Consider the following 21369-nt stretch of genomic DNA (forward strand, 5'->3'; position numbering starts at 1 on the left):
AACGATGCAAAAGATTCTCGTGGCGCGCCCGATCTTTCCGGACGTGATCGACCGTCTCAAGCAGTATTTCGACGTCGACTGGAACAACGGCGAAACGCTGTCCGCCGAAGCGCTCAAGGCGCGACTCGCCGACAAGGACGGCGCGATCACGATGGGCGACCCTGTCGACGCCTCGACCTTCGCCGCCGCGCCGCGTCTGCGCGTGGTCTCGAACATGGCCGTGGGCTACAACAATTTCGACATGGCCGCGTTCAACGCCGCGAACGTGCTCGGCACCAACACGCCCGACGTGCTGAACGAAACCACCGCCGACTTCGGCTGGGCCCTGATGATGGCCGCCGCGCGCCGCGTGACCGAATCGGAGCATTACCTGCGCGCGGGCAAGTGGCAGAAGTGGTCGTTCGACATGTTTCTCGGCGCGGACATCCACGGCGCGACGCTCGGCGTGATCGGCATGGGCCGGATCGGCCAGGCGCTCGCGCGCCGCGCGCGCGGCTTCAACATGCGCGTGATCTATCACAACCGTTCGCGCGTCGCGCCCGAGATCGAGCGCGAGCTGAACGCGGAATACCGCGCGAAGGAAGATCTGCTCAAAGAGGCCGATCACGTCGTGCTGGTGCTGCCGTACACGCCGGAAAACCATCACACGATCGGCGCGGCCGAACTCGCGCTCATGAAGCCCACGGCCACGCTGACCAACATCGCGCGTGGCGGCATCGTCGACGACGCGGCGCTGGCGCAGGCGCTGCGCGAGCGCCGCATCGCATCCGCGGGTCTCGACGTGTTCGAGGGCGAGCCGAGCGTGCATCCGGCGCTGCTCGAAGTCGATAACGTCGTGCTCACGCCGCACATCGCGAGCGCGAGCGAGGCCACGCGCCGCGCGATGGCCAATCTCGCCGCCGACAATCTGATCGCCGGACTGGGTCAAGGTCCGCGCGCGGGTGAGCCGCCCAATGCGATCAATCCGGCCGTGATCGGGAAAGCGCGCGCATGAGTGCTGAGTCGTTGATGGCGCTGGCGCTGGCGGTGCTCGCCGTGCTGGCGGTCGTGCTTGCGTTCGCCGTGATCGTGCTGCTGCGCGCGCGCGGCGGCGCGCATGACGAAGCCGCGCTCGACGCGCTCGATCAACTGAGCGACCGTCTCGCGGCATCGACCGACACGCAGGCGCGCGCGGCCGAACGCATCGAGCGCGAGTTGCGCAACGAGATCGCGCGCACGGCGCAGGCTTCGCGCAGCGAATTCGGTGGTGGTTTCGCGCAGGTGCAACAGGCGCTCGCGGCGCATCTCACGAGCATCGCGACCGTGCAGAACGGCCAGATCGACGGCTTCGCGCAGCAGCTCGTCAAGCTCACCGAGAGCAACGCCCAGCAGCTCGACGCCGTGCGCCAGAGTCTGCACGTGCAGGCGCAGCAGGCGCGCGAGGAGCAGTCCACGGCGCTGCGGCACTTCGGCACCGTGCTCGGTCAGCAGCTCGCGCAACTGACTGAAGCGAACGACCGGCGTTTCGCCGAAGTGCGCGCGACGCTCGAACAGCGTCTCAAGGACATCGAGGCGAACAATGCGGCGAAGCTCGAAGAAATGCGCCGCACCGTCGACGAAAAGCTGCACGCCACGCTCGAACAGCGTCTCGGCGAATCGTTCAAGCTGGTCTCGGACCGGCTGGAGCAGGTGCATCGCGGCCTCGGCGAAATGCAGACGCTGGCTGCGGGCGTGGGCGATCTGAAGAAGGTGCTCACGAACGTGAAAACGCGCGGCACGTGGGGCGAGGTGCAGCTCGAAGCGCTCCTGGAGCAGATGCTCACGCCCGACCAGTTCGCGAAGAACGTAGCGACCGTGCCGGGCAGCAACGAGCGCGTGGAGTTTGCGATTCGTCTGCCGGGCAAGGGCATCAAGCCGGGTGCGCCGGACAGCGCGCCGGTCTGGCTGCCCGTCGACGCGAAGTTTCCGCGCGAGGACTACGAGCGCCTCATCGACGCCCAGGAGCGCGCCGATCTCGCTGGCATCGAGGAAGCGGGGCGCGCGCTCGAAACGCGCGTGCGCGCCGAAGCTCGCACCATCGCCGAGAAATACGTCGCGCCGCCACACACGACCGACTTCGCGCTGCTGTTTTTGCCGACCGAAGGGCTGTACGCCGAAATCCTGCGTCGCCCCGGTTTGACCGATGTGCTGCAGCGCGACTTCCGCGTGACTGTCGCCGGGCCGACGACGCTCACGGCGCTGCTCAACAGTCTGCAGATGGGCTTTCGCACGCTCGCTATCGAGCAACGGTCGAGCGAGGTGTGGCAGGTGCTGGGTGCGGTGAAGACCGAGTTCGGCAAGTTCGGCGACGTGCTTGCGCGCACGAAGACGCAACTGGAAACGGTCACGCGCTCGATCGAGGCCGCCGAAGTGCGCACGCGCGCGATGAATCGCAAGCTGCGCGACGTGGAGGCGTTGCCGGGCGAAGAGGCGTCGAATCTGCTCGGCGACGCGCTGCCTGGCGTGGAAGAGTAGGACCCGCAGCACGCCCATGCCCCTATGAAAAAACGGGCCGTCCGCAGCGTTGCGGACGGCCCGTTTTTTCATGTGACTTGCGTCGTGAGACGCGTGCTTTAGCCCGGCACGGCGAGCTTGTCGAGCGCGTCGCCCGTCACGCGCACCACGCGCCAGTCGGGGAAGACCGTCGCGCCCATCTTCTCGTAGAAGCGGATGGCCGGCTCGTTCCAGTCGAGCACGCTCCACTCGAAGCGCGCGCACTGGCGCTCCACGGCGATGGCCGCAAGCTTGCGCAGCATCGCGGTGCCCAGACCCGTGCCGCGCTGCGTCGGCTCGATATAGAGGTCTTCGAGATAGAGACCGCGGCGCCCCAGAAACGTCGAATAGTTGTGGAAGAACAGCGCGTAGCCGACGATCTTGCCGGCGTCGTCGGCGACCAGGGCTTCGGCGGCCGGATGTGCGCCGAACAGCGCGTCGGCCAGCAGTTCCGGCGTGCCGGTGAACAGGTGCGTGAGCTTCTCGAATTCCGCGAGCTGGTACATGAGCGCGTGCATGTCGCTCACGTCGCTGGCCGTGGCCGCGCGGATCGTGGCCGCCATTACGCTTCCTCGGGTACGTCGGAGAGATGGATCTCGATGCCGCCGAAGCGCGAAGCCACCCAGTTGTAGAGATGGCAGGCGATCCACAGCAGCACGAAGCCGACGATCGCATTGAGGATCAGCGCGCTGAACACGGTGCCGAGTTCGAAGGTGCCGTAGCGGAAGAAGGCGACCACCGCGACGAGCAGCACGATCGGCACGCTGAACGTGAGGTAGACGAGGATGAGCGCTTTGGCGGTTTGCCCCGCGGCGATGAACGAGATCTGTTTTTTCATGGAAGTCGGTCCGTAGGTCGAATGGACGTAGCGTGTACAGGATGGCTGGAGTGGGGCGCGCGCGCTAGACGAGCCCGTCAAAGAGCATGACGTCGACGGCGTCGCCGGCGTCGAGATCGGCGGATTCGTGCGCGAGCACGATGAAGCAGTTGGCTTCGCTCATCGTGCTGAGCGCGCCGGAGCTTTGCGAGCCGGTGGGCGTCACGCGCCACTGGCCGCGCGCGTCGCGTTCGGCGACGCCGCGCTGGAATTCGGTGCGGCCGGCGCGCTTTTTGATCGGCGCTTCGCAGCGCGCGGGAATCAGCGGCACGGGCTGCGGCGTCGCGCCCGACATGGCGATCAGGGCGGGGCGCACGATCTGGTAGAAGCTGACCATGGTCGCGACCGGGTTGCCGGGCAGGCCGAACAGCAGCGCCGGGCGACCCGCGCCCGGATGGCCGCCGGACCAGATGCGGCCGAACGCGAGCGGGCGGCCGGGGCGCATGGCGAGGCCCCAGAACGTGACGTCGCCGAGCGTTTGCAGTTGGGTGCGCGTGAAATCGGCTTCGCCGACCGAGACGCCGCCCGAGGTGAGCACGACGTCGGCGCTCGCGGCGGCCTGTTTGAGCGTGGCGGCGAGTGCGTCGGGCTCGTCGCGCACCATGCCGAGATCGATGGCCTCGACATTCAGGCGGCGCAGCATCGCGCCGAGCGTGTAGCGGTTGCTGTCGTAGATGCAGCCGGCATCGAGCGGCTCGCCGGGCGAGCGCAGTTCGTCGCCGGTCGAAAAGAAGGCCACGCGCAGGCGTCGTTTCACTTCGACTTCGACGAGACCCAGCGAGGCGAGCAAGCCGATGTCGGAGGCGCGCAGATCGCGGCCCGCGCGCAGCGCCACGCCGCCACGCGCGAGGTCCTCGCCCCGGCGGCGGCGGTTCGCGCCGGGTGCGCTGTCGCGCACGCTGAAGCGGATCGACGCGGATTCGCCGGACTGATCGAACTGCACGCGTTCTTGTGGCACGACGGTGTCGCAGCCGGCGGGCATCGGCGCGCCGGTCATGATGCGCACGCATGCGCCGCGCGCCACGTCGCCCAGGTAGGGATGGCCCGCGAACGCCTTGCCGGCGATCGTCAGTGTGAGCGCGCCGTCTTGTGCGGACTCCGCGAGCGCCGCGCCGTCGAACGCGTAACCGTCCATCGCCGAATTGTCGTGCGCGGGCACGTCGATCGGCGAGACCACGTCCACGGCCAGCACGCGCGCGAGCGCTTCGCGCAGCGGCACGCGTTCGCTCCCGGCCAGCGGCGTCACCCACTGCAGCACGATGGCTTGAGCGGCGCTGACGGGCAAGGCTTGAGGATCGAACTGGCTGAGGCTCGCGGCGCTACCGGAGAAAGTGTTAAGCGTGGTCATCGAGTGGAGAAGCGTCGCATCCGCACAATGGGTGCGGCGATCGTCCTGGGAGGCGGGCCAGGTGGGCCGGCGGCTGGCGGCGCGCGGCGGATGTCCGGTTGCGCACGTCAGGCACGGTCGAGGTCGGCGAGTTCCTGAAAGGAATTGATATTGTAAAACGCACGCTCGTCGGCAAAGGCGACTTCGGCCGCCCTGTGGCGCGCGTACCACGCACGCACCTTGCGCTCGCCCGCCTCCAGAAAGGCCGCGAGGTCGTCGGCGAGCGAGATGTGCACGAGCGCGAAGACGGGATGCAGCGAGACTTCGCCCGCGGCGTCGGTCGTGGTCGCGGTGGCGATCGGCACGCCTTGCGCACGCGCGGCATCGGCGAGACGCACGGCGAGGTCGGCGGGCAGCCACGGCGAATCGCACGGCGCGCTCAGCAGCCATTCGGTCGTGGCTTCAGTGTCCACCGCGTTTTGCGACACGGCGCGCAGTCCCGCGAGCAAACCCGCGAGCGGACCCGGAAAATCGGCGAGCGTATCGGCGATCACGCGTGCCTGCCACGGCGCGCCCAGTTCGGCGTAAGTATCGCGGTTGCGATTGGCGCTGATCATGAGCGTGCCGACCTGCGGCGCGAGGCGCGCGAGCACGTGCGCGGCGAGCGGCTGGCCGTGCAGCATCTGCAGGCCTTTGTCGGCGCCGCCCATGCGCTGGCCGCGGCCGCCCGCGAGCACGAGGCCGGTGATCGACGAAACGGGAAGGGGAGCGTTCATGCGCGGCTCAGCCGCCGATGTAGGACATTTCAATGCGGCGTTCTTCGCTGGGTGCGGGGGCGTCGGCGCTGCCGCGCAGTTGCGAGTAGCGGTCGCCGCGCTGCCGCCAGACCTGGGCGATCGCCGCGGCAATGCCGATATCGCTCGCGTCGCTGCGCAACAAGGCGCGCAGGTCGTAGCCCATCGACGCGAACAGGCACAGGTACAGCTTGCCTTCGGTCGAGAGGCGCGCGCGCGTGCAGTCGCCGCAGAACGCGCGCGTGACGCTGGAAATCGTGCCGATCTCGCCCGCGCCGTCGGCGTAACCCCAGCGCTGGGCGGTTTCGGCGACGCTGTGCGCGTCGAGCGGCACGAGCGGGAAGTGTTCGGCAATGCGCGCGACCACGTCGGCGGACGGCAGCACTTCGGCCATGTTCCAGCCGTTCGTGGCGCCGACGTCCATGTATTCGATGAAGCGCAGCGTCACGCCCGAGCCGCGGAAGTGGCGCGCGAGCGGGACGATTTCGCTGTCGTTGGTGCCGCGCTTGACGACCATGTTCACTTTGATCGGCGCGAGCCCGACGGCCTGCGCGGCCTCGATGCCGCCCAGCACGTCGGCGACCGAGAAATCGGCGTCGTTCATGCGGCGAAACAGGGTGTCGTCGAGCGCGTCGAGACTCACGGTCACACGCGTGAGACCCGCGTCGCGCAGCGCGCGCGCCTTGCGGGCCAGCAGCGAGCCGTTGGTCGTGAGCGTGAGGTCGAGCGGCGTGCCGTCGACCGTGCGCAGCGCCGCGAGCCGCTCGATCAGGAATTCGATGTTCTTGCGCAGCAGCGGCTCGCCGCCCGTGAGACGAATCTTGGTGACGCCCTGCGCGACGAATAGCCGCGCCAGGCGTTCGATTTCCTCGAGCGTGAGCAGGGCCGAGTGCGGCAGGAACGGGTAGTCCTTGTCGAACACCGCGCGCGGCATGCAGTAGACGCAGCGGAAGTTGCAGCGGTCCGTCACCGAGATGCGCAGGTCGCGCAGCGGCCGCGCCAGCGCGTCGACCACCTCGCCCGTCGGCGCGCGCACGGCGTCCGCTGCCAGCCGGGGCGGCAGCGATCGGGCGTCGGCTACGGGGATGATGCGTCGGGACATGTTGGTTTCGAACTCGCTGATTTCGCACTCGCGATAGTTCGATTTTAGCCGAAGCGCACTTTGCGCATGGACGAGGGAGAACGCTGATATATCAAAAAAAAGCCCGCCGATATGTGGCGGGCTTTTTGCTGCACTGCGATAGCCGTGCAGAGAGGAGTGTGAGGAGTGTCGAGCAGGCCGGGCGGATCTCGCGAGAAACTCGTGCGATCCGCCTGGCGCTGCTCGCCGCCTTACTGCTGGCGGCCGGTTTCCACTTGCTGCATCGGCGTGCTGTCGACCGGCGGCAGCGCCTTGCGCTCGCGCGGCGCGCGCGCGGGCTTGGTCACTTGCGCGGCGGCGTCTTGCGAGGCGCGCAGCTTGTCGGCGTCGGTGTTCACCCAGACGAGGCCGGCGCTGGCCAGCATCGTGTCGAGCGATCCGGTCGCGGCGGCGCTGGCCGTCGTCACCTGAACCGGACGCTGAGCAACGGGCTCGGCGACCGGCGCGGTTTCGACCGGCGCGGCCTGAACCGGCGCTTCGACGGGGGCCTGAACCGGCGTCACGGCTGCCGGTGCGGCTTCGACCGGCGCGACGCGCGTTTCGACCGGTTCGGGCTGTGCAACGGCCGCAGCCGGCGCAACTTCCTCGGACGTCGGCGCTTCGACGCGGTCTTCACGCGGTGCCGGGACCTCGGCGGCGACGGCCGGTGCCTGAACCGGCGTTTCTGCCGGAGCGGCCACGACGACCGGAGCCGGCGCTTCAACCGGCGCGACCGGTGCTGCGGGTTCGACGGCGACCGGAGCGATCGGAGCAACGGGAGCGACGTGCTCGACAGGCGCTGCGGGCGCGACCGGTGCGGTCGTTTCCACGGCTGCCGGTGCGACGGTTTCAACCGGCGCGGGAGCGGCTTGCGGCGCTTCCTGTGCGGCTTCCACGGCCTTCGTTTCGACAGCTTCGACAGCAGCGACAGCCGCAGCGGCGACCGGCAGGGCGGTCACGACCGACGCTTCCGTCGTCACGGTCTGCACCGTCGTTTCCGTCTTGATCGACTCGACGGCAGCCTGCTCGGCGACCGGAGCGTCGAAACCTGCATCAACGCCTTCTTCGCCCGATGCGCCGTCTTCCGACGCGCCTTCGTTCGCTACCGAGCCATCCGCATCACGCTCGCGACGACCGCCACGGCGGCCGCGACGACGGCGGCGGCGCTCTTCACCTTGCGGCGATGCGCCATCTTCGTCGGCACCCGACTGGCTCACGCCGTCGGTGAGTGCGGCTTGAGCGGCTTCTGCGGTTTCGCTGTCAGCGCCTGCACCTGCGGCGTCGAGACGGGCTTCCTGCGCCTCGGCGGCTTCGTTCTGCTGCGAGCGGCGGCGTTCGCCACGCTCGCCGCGTTCACGGCGCTCGCCGCGTGCCGGCGTTTCGCCGGATTCGCTGCGGTCCTGACCACGTTCGACGCGTTCGATGCGCTCGCCACGGGCTTCACGCGGTTCGCGTTGCTCGCGCGGCTCACGTTGTTCGCGCGGCTCACGTGCCTCGCGCGGTTCGCGTGCTTCACGCGGCTCGCGCGGTTCACGATTGCCACGGGCTTCGCGTGCCTCGCGCGGCTCGCGTTGTTCACGCGGCTCACGGGCTTCGCGTGCCTCACGCGGCTCGCGGCCTTCGCGTTGTTCGCGGCCTTCGCGCGGTTCGCGTTCCTCGCGACGGCCCGACGGTTGACCGCCGCGCGTGCCTTCGCCACGGCCTGCTGCGTCGCGGCCACCGGTGCGGCGGTTACGGTTGCGATCGCCCGAAGCGGCCTTGTCGCCACGCTCAGGACGGCCTTCGCGTGCCGGACGTGCGGCCTTTTCCTGCGTCTGGACCGGCGCCGGTGCGGGAGCCGCAGCCGGTGCGCCGCCGAACAGGCGCTTGATGAAGCCGAAGAAACCGCCGCCGGCCGGTGCGGCCGCAACGGGCGCGGTCGCCGGAATGGCTTCCACCGTCTTCACGGGCGCGGACGGCGCCGGACGATCCGGCGTGATGCCCTTGACCGCGGCTTCCTGCTTCGGCTTGGCTTCGGCGTTGCGCTTGCTGTAGCCGGTTTCCGATTCGAGCTCGCGAGCCGCTTCCTCGGCCAGCTTCCACGAGGCGCGCGGGTCGTCCAGACGCGTATCGTCGTGACGCAGACGCTCGAGCTTGTAGTGCGGCGTTTCGAGGTGCTTGTTCGGGATCAGCACGACGCCGACCTTGAAGCGCGACTCGATCTTGTTGATTTCCGAACGTTTTTCGTTCAGCAGGAAGGCGGTCACTTCGACCGGCACCTGGCAGTGGATCGCCGCAGTGTTTTCCTTCATCGCTTCTTCCTGGATGATGCGCAGGACCTGAAGCGCCGACGATTCCGTATCGCGGATATGACCCGTGCCGTTACAGCGCGGGCAGGTGACGTGGCTGCCTTCCGAGAGGGCCGGGCGCAGACGCTGGCGCGACAGCTCCATCAGGCCGAAGCGCGAGATCTTGCCCATCTGCACGCGTGCGCGGTCGTGGCGCAGCGCGTCTTTCAGGCGCTGCTCGACTTCACGCTGGCTCTTGGCCGACTCCATGTCGATGAAGTCGATCACGATCAGGCCGCCCAGATCGCGCAGACGCAGCTGGCGCGCGACTTCGTCGGCGGCTTCGAGGTTGGTGCGCGCGGCGGTTTCCTCGATGTCGGCGCCTTTGGTGGCGCGGGCCGAGTTCACGTCGATGGCGACCAGCGCTTCGGTGTGGTCGATCACGATCGCGCCGCCCGAGGGCAGCGGCACCGTGCGCGAGTACGCCGTTTCGATCTGGTGTTCGATCTGGAAGCGCGAGAAAAGCGGCACGTCGTCGTGATACCGCTTCACCTTGCTGACATTGTCCGGCATCACGATATCCATGAAGGCGCGCGCCTGGTCATAGATTTCCGTGGTGTCGATGAGGATTTCGCCGATGTCGGGCTGGAAGTAGTCGCGGATCGCGCGGATCACGAGGCTCGATTCCAGATAGATCAGCATGGGCTGACCGGTCGTGCCCGCCTGCGACGCCGCTTCGATGGCGCGCCACAGTTGCAGCAGGTAGTTCAGGTCCCACTGGAGTTCTTCGGCGGAGCGGCCGATGCCGGCCGTGCGCGCGATGATGCTCATGCCTTCCGGCAGTTGCAGCTGCGCCATGGTTTCGCGCAGTTCCTGACGGTCGTCGCCCTCGATGCGGCGCGAGACGCCGCCGCCGCGCGGGTTGTTCGGCATGAGGACCAGATAGCGGCCGGCGAGCGAGATGAACGTGGTCAGGGCCGCGCCCTTGTTGCCGCGCTCTTCCTTCTCGACCTGGACGATCAGTTCCTGGCCTTCCTTGAGGGCGTCCTGGATGCGCGCACCGCGCATGTCCACGCCTTCGCGGAAGTACTGGCGGGCGACTTCCTTGAACGGCAGGAAGCCGTGGCGGTCTTCGCCGTAGTTCACGAAACACGCTTCGAGCGAGGGCTCGATGCGGGTCACGATGCCCTTGTAGATGTTGCCTTTGCGCTGTTCGCGCCCGGCGGTTTCGATGTCGATGTCGATGAGCTTCTGTCCATCGACGATGGCGACACGCAGTTCTTCCTGCTGTGTCGCATTAAACAGCATGCGTTTCATTGAACGGCTCCAGTGCGGCTTTGCGCGCGGCCTGCGGGCGCCCGACGCTTCGACGGGCAGAACGCAAGCCGGCAGCGGCAAGCCGCGCCTTATTGTGTTGTCACAAGCACGCTGGAGCAGGAACGTTGGGGGGGAGAATTGCCTTGTGTGGGCCCGGTCCGGCGTTGTGTTGCCATGGACGGGCCGCGTGGGCACATGCGAAATACGTCTTCAACAAGCGGCCAGACATGCCGTGGAAGTGCGACGGCACGGATTTCCTGCGCTTCCGATCCGACTGCTGCGCGCGGCGGCGGCATACTGCGCCTTGCACGATCGCAACAGAAGACAAACCGCAGCGGCGAACCGCGCGCGCTTGCGGCTGGATCAGCTTCGCGGCCTGGATATCAAAGCAGGACCGCGTATGGGAAGCCTTCAGGAACGCCCGTCTTCCCCCTCGGGGTGTCTCGCCACCTTTGACGTCGCCATGTCCCGCACATTGCCGGGACGCTTCGGGCGCTCGCCGTATTTTCGCCACCGTGGCGTGGCGTCGCGGTCACTTCGACCACGCGGCGCCGCGCCACGGATGAATTCTTTATACCAATGTTCCGTTACCGTCGGAGGCCGCGCCGACCGAACGTGCCTGTGGGCGCCGTCCCTGCCGTGCGGATTTCCGTGCGTGCAACTCGTTGCATCTCTTCTTTCGGGGTGAGCAACCCGCCCCGGGCGCAAGTAAAATAACCGTTTATCGCTTGCTGCCTGCGCGTGCAGCGCGGTTCAGGTCCGGTCGAACCTCCTTGGGTATCCATCGGATGGTTCTGGAACTTTTAGGCCGTTTGGCCTACCGTCGCGTCAGCGCTGGGCAAATTATATTCAGAATGAAAGGGTTAGGCAAAACATCCCAGAATCAGGTCGCAGCCGACCAGGTTTCGATCGTCGAAATCGACGATGGCGCCGCGGGTCAGCGGATCGATAATTTTCTTTTGCGCGTCTGCAAAGGCGTGCCGAAAAGCCACATCTATCGCATTTTGCGCAGCGGGGAAGTGCGCGTGAATAAGGGCCGGGTCGATGCGCAGTACCGGCTCGAACTCGGCGACCTCGTGCGGGTGCCGCCGATCCGCATCGCCGAAAAACCGGCGCAGGCGTCGGCGCCCGTGCCGCCCGGCCAGTTCCCGATCCTGTTCGAGGACGACGCCATGCTCGTCATCGACAAGCCGGCGGGCGTCGCCGTGCACGGCGGCAGCGGCGTGGCGTTCGGCGTGATCGAACAGTTGCGCGAGGCGCGCCCGCACAGCAAATTCCTCGAACTCGTGCACCGGCTCGACCGCGAAACGTCCGGCGTGCTGATGCTGGCCAAGAAGCGCGCGGCGCTGGTCGGCCTGCACGAGCAGATGCGCGACAACAAGACCGACAAGCGTTACTACGCCTGCGTCCACGGCGACTGGGCGAGCGACTGGGGCCGCCGCCGCGCGGTCAAGGAGCCGCTGCATAAATATCTGACCCCGGAAGGCGAGCGCCGCGTGCGCGTGCAGGCCGACGGCATGCCGTCGCACACGGTTTTCAATCTGGTCGAGCGCTGGCCGCACTACGCGCTGCTCGAGGCGGAACTGAAGACCGGTCGCACGCATCAGATCCGCGTGCACCTTGCGCATCTGGGCCTGCCGATCCTCGGCGACGCCAAGTACGGCGACTTCGCGCTCAACAAGGCGCTGGCGCGCACCGGCGCGAAGCCGGGCCTCAAGCGCATGTTCCTGCATGCGCACCGGCTCAAGCTCGCGCATCCGATCACGGGCGAGACGTTGCAGTTCGAAGCGCCGCTGCCGCCGGAGCTGCGCAGTTTCGTCGACGGACTGCGCGCGCAGCGCGAAGGCGCGGACGGCGAGAGCCAGGCCGCCGCGCAGCCGGAATGACGCGGGGGCGCGAAGCCGCGCCACCCGGAAGCGGAACGAAGCCGGAGAACAAGCCGGACGAAAAAACAACAGTGTTTGGAGAAGGACCGTATGGCTCGACAGCAATTTGACCTGATTGTGTTCGACTGGGACGGCACGTTGATGGATTCGACGGCCCACATTACGCGCAGCATCCAGGCGGCCTGCCGCGACCTCGGCTTGCCTGTGCCCGGCGACGAGGCGGCCAGCTACGTGATCGGCCTCGGCCTGCGCGAAGCGTTGCAGATCGCCGCGCCCACGCTGGCGCCCGCCGACTATCCGCGCCTCGTGGAGCGGTATCGCGTGCACTATCTGCTCAAGGATCAGGAGACGGAGCTGTTCGCGGGCGTGCGCGAGATGCTCACGGAACTGCGCGACACCGGCTATCTGCTCGCGGTGGCCACCGGCAAGAGCCGCGTGGGCCTGAACCGCGCGCTCGCCGAGGCGCGCCTCACGAGCCTGTTCGACGGCACGCGCTGCGCCGACGAAACGTTCTCGAAGCCGCATCCGGCCATGCTTCAGGAACTGACGCGCGAACTGGGGCAGGATCTCGGTCGCACGGTCATGATCGGCGACACCACGCACGACCTGCAGATGGCGGCCAACGCCGGCGCGGCGGGCGTGGGCGTGGCGTATGGCGCGCACGCGTCGACCTCGCTCGAAGCGCTCGCGCCCCAATACATCGCCGCCGACGTTCCGGCGCTTGCGACGTGGCTGCGGGAGCACGCATGAGCCTGCCTGAGAACGAGGCGGGGCTCGCGGCGGTACGCGTGTGCGCGGCCGGTGAACTCGCCGACGGCGGCGCCGGCAAGCGCCTCGACGCGACCTACGCGGGCGGTCCGGCCGTCGTGTTCTTCGTGCGCTTCGGCGGCGAGGTCTACGGCTACCTGAACCGCTGCGCGCACGTGCCGATGGAGCTGGACTGGGTCGAAGGGCAGTTTTTCGAGTCGTCGGGGCTCTATCTGATGTGCGCCACGCACGGCGCGATCTACGAACCCGAGACGGGCAAGTGCGTCGGCGGGCCGTGCCGCGGCGGGCGGCTGCGCCCGGTTCGCGTCGAGGAACGCGACACGCCCGAAGGCCGTGCGGTATTCTGGCTGCCGGACGCCGACCTGAGTCCGACCCCTTTGTGATCCTTCGCTGATTCTCACCGCACGCATGTCAGATAATCCGACCCCTGATCAGAACGAGCCGGAGCGCCCGATGCACTCCGGCAAATCCGAAGCCGCCAAGACCGGCTGGGAGCGTGACGCGCTCGAACGCATCGCCATGGCCGCGATCGTGGAGCAGCGCGCGGCGCGGCGCTGGAAAATCTTCTTCCGCTTCGCGTTTCTGGCGGTCTTCCTGCTGATCGCCTGGGCACTGCTCGACTTCTCGGGCGCGCGCGTGGAGGGCGGCGGCAAGCACACCGCGCTCGTTTCGCTGGACGGCGAGATCTCGTCCGATACCGCCGCGAACGCCGAAGATATCAACAATGCGCTCGACAGCGCCTTTGACGACGACGGCACGGCCGGCGTGATCCTGCACATCGACAGCCCGGGCGGCTCGCCCGTGCAGGCGGGCATCATCAACGACGAAATCCACCGTTTGCGCGCCAAATATCCGGCTATTCCGCTTTACGTGGTGGTCGGCGACATGTGCGCATCGGGCGGCTATTACGTCGCGGCGGCCGCTGACAAGATTTACGTGAACAAGGCGAGTATCGTCGGCTCGATCGGCGTGCTGATGGACGGCTTCGGCTTCACGGGCCTGATGGACAAGCTCGGCGTCGAGCGCCGTCTGCGTACTTCGGGCGAGAACAAGGGCTTTTTCGATCCGTTCTCGCCGGATACGCCGAAGATGGACGCGCACGCGCAAGCGATGCTCGACCAGATCCACCAGCAGTTCATCGACGCCGTGAAGGCAGGGCGCGGTTCGCGTCTGAAAGACACGCCGGACATCTTCTCGGGCCTGTTCTGGACCGGCCAGAAGAGCGTGGAACTCGGTCTCGCGGACGGTTATGGCGACACCGACTACGTGGCGCGCGAGGTCATCAAGGCGCCCGACGTGGTCGACTACACGGTCAAGCAGAGCATTTCCGACCGCGTGGCGAAGCGCTTTGGCGCGAGCGTCGGTTCGTCGGCGATGCAGTCGCTGATTTCGGGCGCGAAGATGTCCTTGCGTTAAGCGCTCGGCGCAGTTCGCAAAAAACGGCCGCTGGCGATTGCGCAGCGGCCGTTTTCTTTTGGGGCGCTATGACGCGATGACGCACCCGGATCAGTTCGCCAGCATCAGAAAGATCGCGGGACGCTTGTGCAGATCGGGCGTCGGCGGCTTTTTCCAGTCGGAGATCGTGCGGCTCAGGATCGTCTCGGTCGGCAGCGTGAGGTCGGCGGCCACGCACACGAGCGTCGAGGGCGCGCAGGTCGCGACCAGTGCGTCGAGCAGCGTCTTGTTGCGATAGGGCGTCTCGATGAAGATCTGCGTCTGCTTCGCCTTGCGCGAGGTCTGTTCGAGTTCGCGCAGCTTCTTGATGCGCTCGTTGGCGTCCACCGGCAGATAGCCGTGGAACGCGAAGCTCTGGCCGTTCAGCCCGGACGCCATCAGCGCGAGCAGGATCGAGCTCGGGCCGACCAGCGGCACGACCTTGATGCCGCGCTCGTGCGCGCGGCGCACCAGCAGCGCGCCCGGATCGGCCACGGCGGGCACGCCCGCTTCGGACACGAGCCCCGTGTCGATGCCTTTCAGCAGCGGCGCGAGCAGCTTGTCGACTTCGCCCGCGGGCGTGTTCACGTTCAGTTCGCGGATCTCGATCTCCTGGATCGGTCGCGTGGTGCCGACGCGCTTCAGGAACGCGCGCGTGCTCTTGGCGTTTTCGCCGATGTAGCTCGCGAGCGTGCCGGCGCGCTCGCGCACGGGCGCGGGCAGCACGTAGGCGAGCGCGGCTTCGTCGCCGTCGCCGAGCGTGTTGGGGATCAAATACAGCGTGCCTTTCGAGGTGCCTTGCGCGGTCATGCCTGGGTCTCCAGCAGCGGATAGCCCGCGGCCAGCAGCATGCGCGTGAGCGCGATGAGCGGCAGGCCGATCAGGGCGGTAGGGTCGTCGGATTCGATGGCTTCGAGCAGCGCGATGCCGAGGCCTTCGGATTTGGCGCTGCCTGCGCAGTCGTAGGGCTGTTCGGCGCGCAGATAGGCGTCGAGCGCGGCGTCCGGCAGGTCGCGAAAGCGCACCTTCGTCACGATATCGACGCTATCCGTTTGGCCAGTAGCGGTATCGAGCAGACTGAGCGCACTATGGAACAACACTTCGCGGCCGCGCATGCTGCGCAGCTGGTCGAGTGCGCGCTCATGCGTGCCGGGCTTGCCGATCTGGCTACCGTCGAAGGTCGCCACCTGGTCGGAGCCGATCACGAGCGCGCGGCCCGTGATCGCGGGCAGGGCGGCGGCCACGGCGCGCGCCTTGGCTTCGGCGAGGCGCAGCGCGGTCGCTTGGGGCGTTTCGCCGGGCTGCGGCGTTTCGTCCAGATTGGGCACGGCGGTGTCGAACGGAATGCGCAGGCGTTCGAGCAGCTCGCGGCGGTAGCGCGAGCTGGAGGCGAGGATCAGCGCGGGGCGGCCCGAGGGGCGGCCCGTCTGCGGCGCGGGCGAGATAGGTGGCTGCATGATCGGTCGTCGGTATCAAAAAGAGTGGCGGCTTGCGCGGGGCGGCTGAAAAACGAGGGGCGGATGACCGCTCGCCGTCGAAAAACGCTGGCCGCACAGAGGCTTGCGGACGTGAGCCTAACTGTTTGACTCACAAAGATAAAGGCGTTATGATTTTGGGCTTTTCATCGGTACGCTCTAATCTATACGTCCGCGTGTGGGCCTTTCCGTGGGGCGCAAATCAGTAGCGGCGCAGTAGCAGATTGAGCGCCAAATGAGCGCCAAAGCCCTTAGGGCTGTACCGAACACAAGAATATTTGAAATTGAAATACGCAGGCCGGCAGCGTCTGCTTCTTTGCATCGCTTGCAGGTCGCATGTCTGAAGCAGGAGAGCGCACATGACCGAACAATCTGGTAAGCCTGCCGGCGCGGAATCGAGCAAGAGCGGCGCGCTCAATCCGCGCGACCTCGATATCTTCGAATTCGCGCGTAGCGGTCGCGAAGCTGCAGGCGTGGTGCGCCTGTCGCAGCTCCCGCGCATGCTCAACGAAGTCCCGGCCGAGGCGCCCGATCGCGACAGCGCGTTCACGTGGCAAGCCGCCGGCTTCACGCAGCAGGAATTGCAGGACGACGGCACTGAAGGGCCGCAACCTTATCTGCGGCTCGCGGTCCACGGCAGTGGGTGGCTCACGTGCCAGCGTTGCCTCGCTCCCTATGAGCAGGCATTCGATGCAGATGCGATCTTCCGTATCGTCCAGACGGAAGAGGAGGCGGACGAGTTCCCGCTCGACGACGATGAAGTCGAAGTGATCGTAGGCTCACGCCAGTTCGATCTCGTCGACTTGATCGAAGAGGAGTTGTTGCTCTCGCTGCCGCTCGTGCCGAAGCACGAAGTCTGTCCGGAAATTCACGAAAGTCTCGCCTCGGGTGCCGACGGCGCGGACGGTGTGGACTCCGTCGACGACGTGCCGGAGCAGGAAATCGAGACGGAAGAGCGCGTCAACCCGTTTGCGGCGCTCGAATCGCTCAAGAAGGACGGTCCCGGCAGCAAGCATTGAGCTGAGCCGCCGGTGGCGTGCAGTATTGCGCAGTTAAATTCGTGGGCCCAGTCCCGGAGTCCGGCCATCCCCCAGGGTGGCGGCGGCCGGATCGGGCTGTGTTAGAATTCGGAAAATTTTCAGGAGTTTCATCATGGCAGTTCAACAAAACAAGAAGTCGCCGTCGAAGCGCGGCATGCACCGCTCGCACGATTTCCTCACGGGCGCGCCGCTGGCTGTCGAGCCGAGCACGGGTGAAGTGCATCTGCGTCACCACATCAGCCCGAACGGCTACTACCGCGGCAAGAAAGTCGTCAAGACCAAGAACGACTAATCGTTCCAGCGTGCGGCGCTGCGGTCCTCACGGGCTGCATGTTGCGCCGCACATGGCGATTCCGTTCGCTTGACATTTTCTCGGCACGGCATAAAAAGGCGGCATTCAACTGCCGCTTTTTTATGCCCGAAAATCCGTCGCATTCCATGACTGTTACGCTCACGATAGATTGCATGGGAGGCGACCACGGCCCGTCCGTGACGGTGCCCGCCGCTGTCCATTTCGTCCGCTCGCATCCCGATGTGCATCTGCAGCTCGTCGGTCTCGAGACGGCGATCCGCGCCCAGCTCAAGAAGCTGAAGGCGCTGGACCTCCCTGCGCTTTCCGTCGTTCCCGCCACCGAGGTCGTCGAAATGGACGATCCGGTCGAAGTCGCGCTTCGCAAGAAGAAAGACTCGTCGATGCGCGTCGCGCTCAATCGCGTGAAAGAGGGCGAGGCGCAGGCTTGTGTCTCGGCTGGCAATACCGGCGCGCTGATGGCCGTGTCTCGCTACGTGCTCAAGACGCTGCCCGGCATCGAACGTCCGGCCATCGCCTTCGCGCTGCCCAATCCGCGCGGTTACACGATGATGCTCGACCTTGGCGCGAACGTCGACTGCGAGCCGCAGCATCTGCTGCAGTTCGCCGAAATGGGTCACGCGCTCGTGGCCGCGCTCGAAGGGAAGGACCGTCCGACCATCGGGCTCCTGAACATCGGCGAAGAGGTCATCAAGGGCAACGAGACCATCAAGCGCGCCGGCGAACTGCTGCGCGCGAGCACGCTGAACTTCCGCGGCAATGTGGAGGGCAACGACATTTACAAGGGCACCGTCGACGTCATCGTCTGTGACGGTTTCGTTGGTAATGTCGCGCTCAAAACGTCGGAGGGCCTCGCGCAGATGCTCAACGACATGATCAAGGAAGAGTTCGGCCGCTCGTGGCTCACGAAGCTCATGGCGATCGCCGCGCTGCCGGTGCTCATGCGCTTCAAAAAGCGCGTCGATCACCGCCAGTACAACGGCGCCGCCTTGCTGGGCTTGAAGAGCCTCGTCATCAAAAGCCACGGTTCCGCCGATACCTACGCGTTTGAGCAGGCGATCAAACGCGGGTATGATGCCGTCAAAAATGGCGTGCTGGAGCGCCTCGCGCACGCCATGGAAGAAAACGCCGGTTCGTTCGAACAGGCCGCTGGTGCTGCCGGAACGGCAGCGGGCGGGCAGAACGACGGCGTGGCAGGGGCCCCGGAAGGCCCGTCGGCGGGTTCGTCGGCAGGTGATTCCGGTCTGGCCGCGGGTGGAGTTCCGCCCGCCGCATCATCCTCGAAGGCATAATGGCTCAATCGACTCTTTATTCCCGCGTGCTCGGCACGGGCAGCTACCTTCCGCCTGAGCGCGTCACCAACCAGGAACTGGCCGAGCGCCTCGCCGCCAAAGGCGTCGAGACGAGCGACGAGTGGATCGTCGCCCGCACCGGCATTCACGCCCGACACTTCGCCGCTCCCGACGTCACCACCAGCGATCTCGCGCTGGCCGCTTCGCAGCGCGCCATCGCCGCGGCCGACGTCGATCCGCAAAGTATCGACCTCATCATCGTCGCGACCTCGACGCCCGATTTCGTGTTTCCGAGTACCGCCTGCCTGCTGCAGAACAAGCTCGGCATCCGCAATCACGGCGCGGCGTTCGACGTGCAGGCCGTCTGCTCGGGCTTCGCGTACGCCGTTTCGGTGGCCGACAGCCTGATCCGCAGCGGCCAGCACCGCACGGCCCTCGTGGTCGGCGCGGAAACCTTCTCGCGCATTCTCGACTTCAACGACCGCACGACCTGCGTGCTGTTCGGCGACGGCGCGGGCGCGATCGTGATGCAGGCTTCGAACGAACCGGGCGTGCTCGCGAGCGCGCTGCACGCCGACGGCAGCTACGCGCACATCCTGTGCACGCCGGGCAACGTGAACGGCGGCGTGATCGCGGGCAACGCGTTCCTGCACATGGACGGCCAGGCGGTGTTCAAGCTCGCCGTCAACGTGCTCGAAAAGGTCGCGATCGAAGCGCTCGACAAGGCGCAACTGCGCGCCGATCAGATCGACTGGCTGATTCCGCACCAGGCCAATATCCGCATCATGCAGGGCACCTGCCGCAAGCTCGGCCTGCCTGCCGAACGCATGGTCGTGACCGTGGGCGAACACGGCAATACTTCGGCGGCGTCCATTCCGCTCGCGTTCGACGTCGCGGTGCGCGACGGCCGCATCAAGCGCGGCCAGAACGTGCTGATCGAAGGGGTGGGCGGCGGCTTCACCTGGGGCGCCTCCGTCATCCGCTTCTGACTTTCGCGAGTGGGCTTTCGCGCTCCCGCACCCGGCCGCACGCACCACGCGTGCGGTCCGTCGCGGTACATCCGAGCGCATCGCCTCTCCGTTTTGACCGAATTTTGAGGATCTCATGAAATTCGCATTCGTTTTTCCGGGTCAAGGTTCGCAGGCCGTCGGCATGCTCGACGCCTTCGCCGATAGCGCCGTCGTGCGCGAAACGCTGCAGGAAGCCTCCGACGCGCTCAACCAGGACATCGGCAAGCTGATTGCCGAAGGCCCGGCAGAAGAACTCAACCTCACCACCAACACGCAGCCGGTCATGCTCACCGCCGCCTACGCCGTCTATCGCGCGTGGCAACAGGCGGGCGGCCCGGCGCCGGCGATCGTCGCGGGCCACAGCCTTGGCGAATACACGGCGCTCGTCGCCGCCGGCGTGCTGGCGTTCCGCGACGCTGTGCCGCTCGTGCGCTTTCGCGCGCAGGCGATGCAAAACGCCGTGCCGGTGGGCGAGGGCGGCATGGCCGCCGTGCTCGGTCTCGACGACGACACCGTGCGCGCCGTTTGCACCGAAGCCGCAGCCGCGAGCGGCGGCGTGGTCGAAGCCGTGAATTTCAACGCGCCGGCGCAAGTCGTGATCGCGGGCCACAAGGCCGCAGTCGAAAAGGCCTGCGAAATCGCCAAGGCGAAGGGCGCCAAGCGCGCGCTGTCGCTGCCGGTGTCGGCGCCGTTTCACTCGTCGCTGCTCAAGCCCGCTTCGGACCAGCTGCGCGACTACCTCGCGAGCGTCACGCTGAACGCGCCGCTGATTCCGGTGGTGAACAACATCGACGTGGCTTTCGAAACCGATCCGGCGAAGATCCGCGACGCGCTGGTGCGTCAGGCCGCCGGTCCGGTGCGCTGGGTCGAATGCGTCAAGGCGATCGGCGCGCAGGGCGCCACGCACGTGATCGAATGCGGTCCGGGCAAGGTGCTCGCGGGCCTCACGAAGCGGATCGACGGCGAACTGGTCGGCGCCTCGGTGGCCGATCCGAAGTCGCTCGAAGAAACGCTCGCGCTCGTCAAGGGCTGATCCGCCTGACCGGGCGACTCAACGCAATCAGTAACGGATTCGAACGATGGAAAAGACTCTCGACAATCAGGCCGCAATCGTGACCGGCGCCTCGCGCGGCATCGGCCGGGCGATTGCGCTCGAACTGGCGCGCCAGGGCGCGACGGTGATCGGCACGGCGACCAGCGAAAGCGGCGCGCAGGCGATCACGGCGGCATTCGCGGAAGCGGGCCTGAAGGGCCGCGGCGCGGTGCTCAACGTCAACGACCAGGCTGCGGCCGAAGCGCTCATCGACGCCACCGTGAAGGAATTTGGCGGTCTCGCGATCCTCGTCAACAATGCAGGCATCACGCAGGACAACCTCGCGATGCGCATGAAAGACGACGAGTGGGATTCGGTGATCGACACGAACCTGAAGGCCGTGTTCCGCCTCTCGCGCGCCGTGCTGCGCCCGATGATGAAGGCGCGCACGGGCCGTATCATCAATATCACGTCGGTGGTCGGCTCGTCGGGCAACCCGGGTCAGGCCAACTACGCGGCGGCCAAGGCCGGCGTCGCGGGCATGACCCGTGCGCTCGCGCGCGAAATCGGCAGCCGCGGCATCACGGTCAACTGCGTGGCGCCGGGCTTCATCGATACTGACATGACCAAGGATCTGCCGGCCGAGCAGCAAGCCGCGCTCAAGCAGCAGATTCCGCTGGGCCGTCTGGGCAGCCCGGAAGACATCGCGCACGCGGTCGTTTTCCTGGCGTCGCCGCAGGCGGGCTACGTGACGGGCACGACGCTGCACGTCAACGGCGGCATGTATATGTCTTAACCGGATTCAGGTACTATCCGCGCCTTGATGCGTCCGGCGAGATCACCCGTTCGGACACCGTCGCGGATAGCCGTTCCCGGAACCTTGAGCGCCGCTTTTCTGCCAGGTCAAA

At 66.8% G+C, this 21369-nt stretch carries 20 protein-coding genes; 12 read left to right on the forward strand and 8 right to left on the reverse strand.

The annotated features are described in order from the left end of the window. Nucleotides 1-4 precede the first annotated feature (4 nt). On the forward strand, nucleotides 5-994 hold the full coding sequence (locus tag SB764_RS16590; RefSeq protein ID WP_410864097.1) for a 2-hydroxyacid dehydrogenase: 990 nt from the start codon (nucleotides 5-7) through the stop codon (nucleotides 992-994). Beyond that, nucleotides 991-2493: a DNA recombination protein RmuC gene (rmuC, locus tag SB764_RS16595; RefSeq protein WP_410864099.1), complete on the forward strand. Its 1503-nt coding sequence runs from the start codon at nucleotides 991-993 to the stop codon at nucleotides 2491-2493. Before SB764_RS16590 ends, rmuC begins: the two co-directional genes overlap by 4 nt. 98 nt (nucleotides 2494-2591) lie before the next feature. Here rmuC and SB764_RS16600 read toward each other — a convergent pair whose 3' ends face one another. The 6 genes from SB764_RS16600 to SB764_RS16625 all read right to left on the reverse strand — a co-directional run bounded on the left by SB764_RS16600 (nucleotide 2592) and on the right by SB764_RS16625 (nucleotide 10213). Further along, nucleotides 2592-3074: a GNAT family N-acetyltransferase gene (locus SB764_RS16600; RefSeq protein ID WP_410864101.1), complete on the reverse strand. Its 483-nt coding sequence runs from the start codon at nucleotides 3072-3074 to the stop codon at nucleotides 2592-2594. Then, the gene (locus SB764_RS16605) at nucleotides 3074-3349 is read right to left on the reverse strand and encodes a hypothetical protein (protein WP_065061294.1); all 276 of its coding nucleotides are present in this window, start codon (nucleotides 3347-3349) and stop codon (nucleotides 3074-3076) included. Before SB764_RS16605 ends, SB764_RS16600 begins: the two co-directional genes overlap by 1 nt. Nucleotides 3350-3413: 64 nt before the next feature. Beyond that, a complete protein-coding gene (gene glp, locus SB764_RS16610; RefSeq protein WP_410864103.1) occupies nucleotides 3414-4736 on the reverse strand; it encodes a gephyrin-like molybdotransferase Glp in 1323 nt (440 codons plus the stop codon). A gap of 107 nt (nucleotides 4737-4843) precedes the next feature. After that, nucleotides 4844-5491: a molybdenum cofactor guanylyltransferase MobA gene (mobA, locus tag SB764_RS16615; RefSeq protein ID WP_410864105.1), complete on the reverse strand. Its 648-nt coding sequence runs from the start codon at nucleotides 5489-5491 to the stop codon at nucleotides 4844-4846. A gap of 7 nt (nucleotides 5492-5498) precedes the next feature. Further along, nucleotides 5499-6611 (reverse strand): GTP 3',8-cyclase MoaA, encoded by a 1113-nt coding sequence (gene moaA / locus SB764_RS16620; RefSeq protein WP_410864107.1) that lies wholly within the window; start codon nucleotides 6609-6611, stop codon nucleotides 5499-5501. A 230-nt stretch (nucleotides 6612-6841) separates the two neighbouring features. Continuing rightward, nucleotides 6842-10213, reverse strand: a complete 3372-nt coding sequence (locus tag SB764_RS16625; RefSeq protein ID WP_410864109.1) for an Rne/Rng family ribonuclease — start codon at nucleotides 10211-10213, stop codon at nucleotides 6842-6844. Between the two features lie 854 nt (nucleotides 10214-11067). Here SB764_RS16625 and SB764_RS16630 point away from each other — a divergent pair. The 4 genes from SB764_RS16630 to SB764_RS16645 all read left to right on the forward strand — a co-directional run bounded on the left by SB764_RS16630 (nucleotide 11068) and on the right by SB764_RS16645 (nucleotide 14283). Beyond that, nucleotides 11068-12099 (forward strand): RluA family pseudouridine synthase, encoded by a 1032-nt coding sequence (locus SB764_RS16630; RefSeq protein ID WP_074983844.1) that lies wholly within the window; start codon nucleotides 11068-11070, stop codon nucleotides 12097-12099. Between the two features lie 90 nt (nucleotides 12100-12189). Continuing rightward, a complete protein-coding gene (locus SB764_RS16635) occupies nucleotides 12190-12849 on the forward strand; it encodes an HAD-IIIA family hydrolase (protein ID WP_074983843.1) in 660 nt (219 codons plus the stop codon). Continuing rightward, nucleotides 12846-13250, forward strand: a complete 405-nt coding sequence (locus SB764_RS16640) for a Rieske (2Fe-2S) protein (RefSeq protein WP_065061301.1) — start codon at nucleotides 12846-12848, stop codon at nucleotides 13248-13250. The genes SB764_RS16635 and SB764_RS16640 overlap by 4 nt, the downstream gene beginning before the upstream one ends. 25 nt (nucleotides 13251-13275) lie before the next feature. After that, nucleotides 13276-14283 (forward strand): S49 family peptidase, encoded by a 1008-nt coding sequence (locus tag SB764_RS16645; protein ID WP_065061302.1) that lies wholly within the window; start codon nucleotides 13276-13278, stop codon nucleotides 14281-14283. A gap of 90 nt (nucleotides 14284-14373) precedes the next feature. On the opposite strand, the gene SB764_RS16650 is transcribed toward SB764_RS16645, so the two are convergent. Further along, nucleotides 14374-15111 carry an SAM-dependent methyltransferase gene (locus tag SB764_RS16650; RefSeq protein WP_065061303.1) on the reverse strand — a complete coding sequence of 246 codons (738 nt, stop codon included), beginning with the start codon at nucleotides 15109-15111 and terminating at the stop codon, nucleotides 14374-14376. After that, complete coding sequence (locus SB764_RS16655) at nucleotides 15108-15758, reverse strand: Maf-like protein (RefSeq protein WP_110328329.1); 651 nt, start codon at nucleotides 15756-15758, stop codon at nucleotides 15108-15110. Before SB764_RS16655 ends, SB764_RS16650 begins: the two co-directional genes overlap by 4 nt. Before the next feature lie 377 nt (nucleotides 15759-16135). On the opposite strand from SB764_RS16655, the gene SB764_RS16660 reads away from it, so the two are divergent. The 6 genes from SB764_RS16660 (at nucleotide 16136) to fabG (ending at nucleotide 21257) form a co-directional block, all read left to right on the forward strand. Continuing rightward, nucleotides 16136-16795, forward strand: coding sequence for a DUF177 domain-containing protein (locus tag SB764_RS16660; protein WP_065061305.1), 660 nt, complete (start codon nucleotides 16136-16138; stop codon nucleotides 16793-16795). 133 nt (nucleotides 16796-16928) lie between these two features. Continuing rightward, nucleotides 16929-17108, forward strand: coding sequence for a 50S ribosomal protein L32 (gene rpmF / locus SB764_RS16665; RefSeq protein WP_018441573.1), 180 nt, complete (start codon nucleotides 16929-16931; stop codon nucleotides 17106-17108). A 146-nt stretch (nucleotides 17109-17254) separates the two neighbouring features. Beyond that, nucleotides 17255-18418: a phosphate acyltransferase PlsX gene (plsX, locus tag SB764_RS16670; RefSeq protein ID WP_237181277.1), complete on the forward strand. Its 1164-nt coding sequence runs from the start codon at nucleotides 17255-17257 to the stop codon at nucleotides 18416-18418. Then, nucleotides 18418-19407 carry a beta-ketoacyl-ACP synthase III gene (locus SB764_RS16675; protein WP_065061306.1) on the forward strand — a complete coding sequence of 330 codons (990 nt, stop codon included), beginning with the start codon at nucleotides 18418-18420 and terminating at the stop codon, nucleotides 19405-19407. The genes plsX and SB764_RS16675 overlap by 1 nt, the downstream gene beginning before the upstream one ends. Nucleotides 19408-19522: 115 nt before the next feature. Continuing rightward, the gene (gene fabD, locus SB764_RS16680; protein WP_074983837.1) at nucleotides 19523-20461 is read left to right on the forward strand and encodes an ACP S-malonyltransferase; all 939 of its coding nucleotides are present in this window, start codon (nucleotides 19523-19525) and stop codon (nucleotides 20459-20461) included. A gap of 46 nt (nucleotides 20462-20507) precedes the next feature. After that, complete coding sequence (gene fabG / locus SB764_RS16685) at nucleotides 20508-21257, forward strand: 3-oxoacyl-ACP reductase FabG (RefSeq protein WP_065061308.1); 750 nt, start codon at nucleotides 20508-20510, stop codon at nucleotides 21255-21257. Nucleotides 21258-21369 lie beyond the last annotated feature (112 nt).

The sequence above is a fragment of the Paraburkholderia sp. SIMBA_027 genome (assembly GCF_046535315.1).
Taxonomy (GTDB): Bacteria; Pseudomonadota; Gammaproteobacteria; order Burkholderiales; family Burkholderiaceae; genus Paraburkholderia; species Paraburkholderia tropica.

Bases quoted from the DNA above. Each gene is read 5' to 3' on its own strand.
- SB764_RS16590 (WP_410864097.1), top strand. From the start codon at position 5: ATGCAAAAGATTCTCGTGGCGCGCCCGATCTTTCCGGACGTGATCGAC.
- rmuC (WP_410864099.1), top strand. From the start codon at position 991: ATGAGTGCTGAGTCGTTGATGGCGCTGGCGCTGGCGGTGCTCGCCGTG.
- SB764_RS16600 (WP_410864101.1), bottom strand. From the start codon at position 3,074: ATGGCGGCCACGATCCGCGCGGCCACGGCCAGCGACGTGAGCGACATG.
- SB764_RS16605 (WP_065061294.1), bottom strand. From the start codon at position 3,349: ATGAAAAAACAGATCTCGTTCATCGCCGCGGGGCAAACCGCCAAAGCG.
- glp (WP_410864103.1), bottom strand. From the start codon at position 4,736: ATGACCACGCTTAACACTTTCTCCGGTAGCGCCGCGAGCCTCAGCCAG.
- mobA (WP_410864105.1), bottom strand. From the start codon at position 5,491: ATGAACGCTCCCCTTCCCGTTTCGTCGATCACCGGCCTCGTGCTCGCG.
- moaA (WP_410864107.1), bottom strand. From the start codon at position 6,611: ATGTCCCGACGCATCATCCCCGTAGCCGACGCCCGATCGCTGCCGCCC.
- SB764_RS16625 (WP_410864109.1), bottom strand. From the start codon at position 10,213: ATGAAACGCATGCTGTTTAATGCGACACAGCAGGAAGAACTGCGTGTC.
- SB764_RS16630 (WP_074983844.1), top strand. From the start codon at position 11,068: ATGAAAGGGTTAGGCAAAACATCCCAGAATCAGGTCGCAGCCGACCAG.
- SB764_RS16635 (WP_074983843.1), top strand. From the start codon at position 12,190: ATGGCTCGACAGCAATTTGACCTGATTGTGTTCGACTGGGACGGCACG.
- SB764_RS16640 (WP_065061301.1), top strand. From the start codon at position 12,846: ATGAGCCTGCCTGAGAACGAGGCGGGGCTCGCGGCGGTACGCGTGTGC.
- SB764_RS16645 (WP_065061302.1), top strand. From the start codon at position 13,276: ATGTCAGATAATCCGACCCCTGATCAGAACGAGCCGGAGCGCCCGATG.
- SB764_RS16650 (WP_065061303.1), bottom strand. From the start codon at position 15,111: ATGACCGCGCAAGGCACCTCGAAAGGCACGCTGTATTTGATCCCCAAC.
- SB764_RS16655 (WP_110328329.1), bottom strand. From the start codon at position 15,758: ATGCAGCCACCTATCTCGCCCGCGCCGCAGACGGGCCGCCCCTCGGGC.
- SB764_RS16660 (WP_065061305.1), top strand. From the start codon at position 16,136: ATGACCGAACAATCTGGTAAGCCTGCCGGCGCGGAATCGAGCAAGAGC.
- rpmF (WP_018441573.1), top strand. From the start codon at position 16,929: ATGGCAGTTCAACAAAACAAGAAGTCGCCGTCGAAGCGCGGCATGCAC.
- plsX (WP_237181277.1), top strand. From the start codon at position 17,255: ATGACTGTTACGCTCACGATAGATTGCATGGGAGGCGACCACGGCCCG.
- SB764_RS16675 (WP_065061306.1), top strand. From the start codon at position 18,418: ATGGCTCAATCGACTCTTTATTCCCGCGTGCTCGGCACGGGCAGCTAC.
- fabD (WP_074983837.1), top strand. From the start codon at position 19,523: ATGAAATTCGCATTCGTTTTTCCGGGTCAAGGTTCGCAGGCCGTCGGC.
- fabG (WP_065061308.1), top strand. From the start codon at position 20,508: ATGGAAAAGACTCTCGACAATCAGGCCGCAATCGTGACCGGCGCCTCG.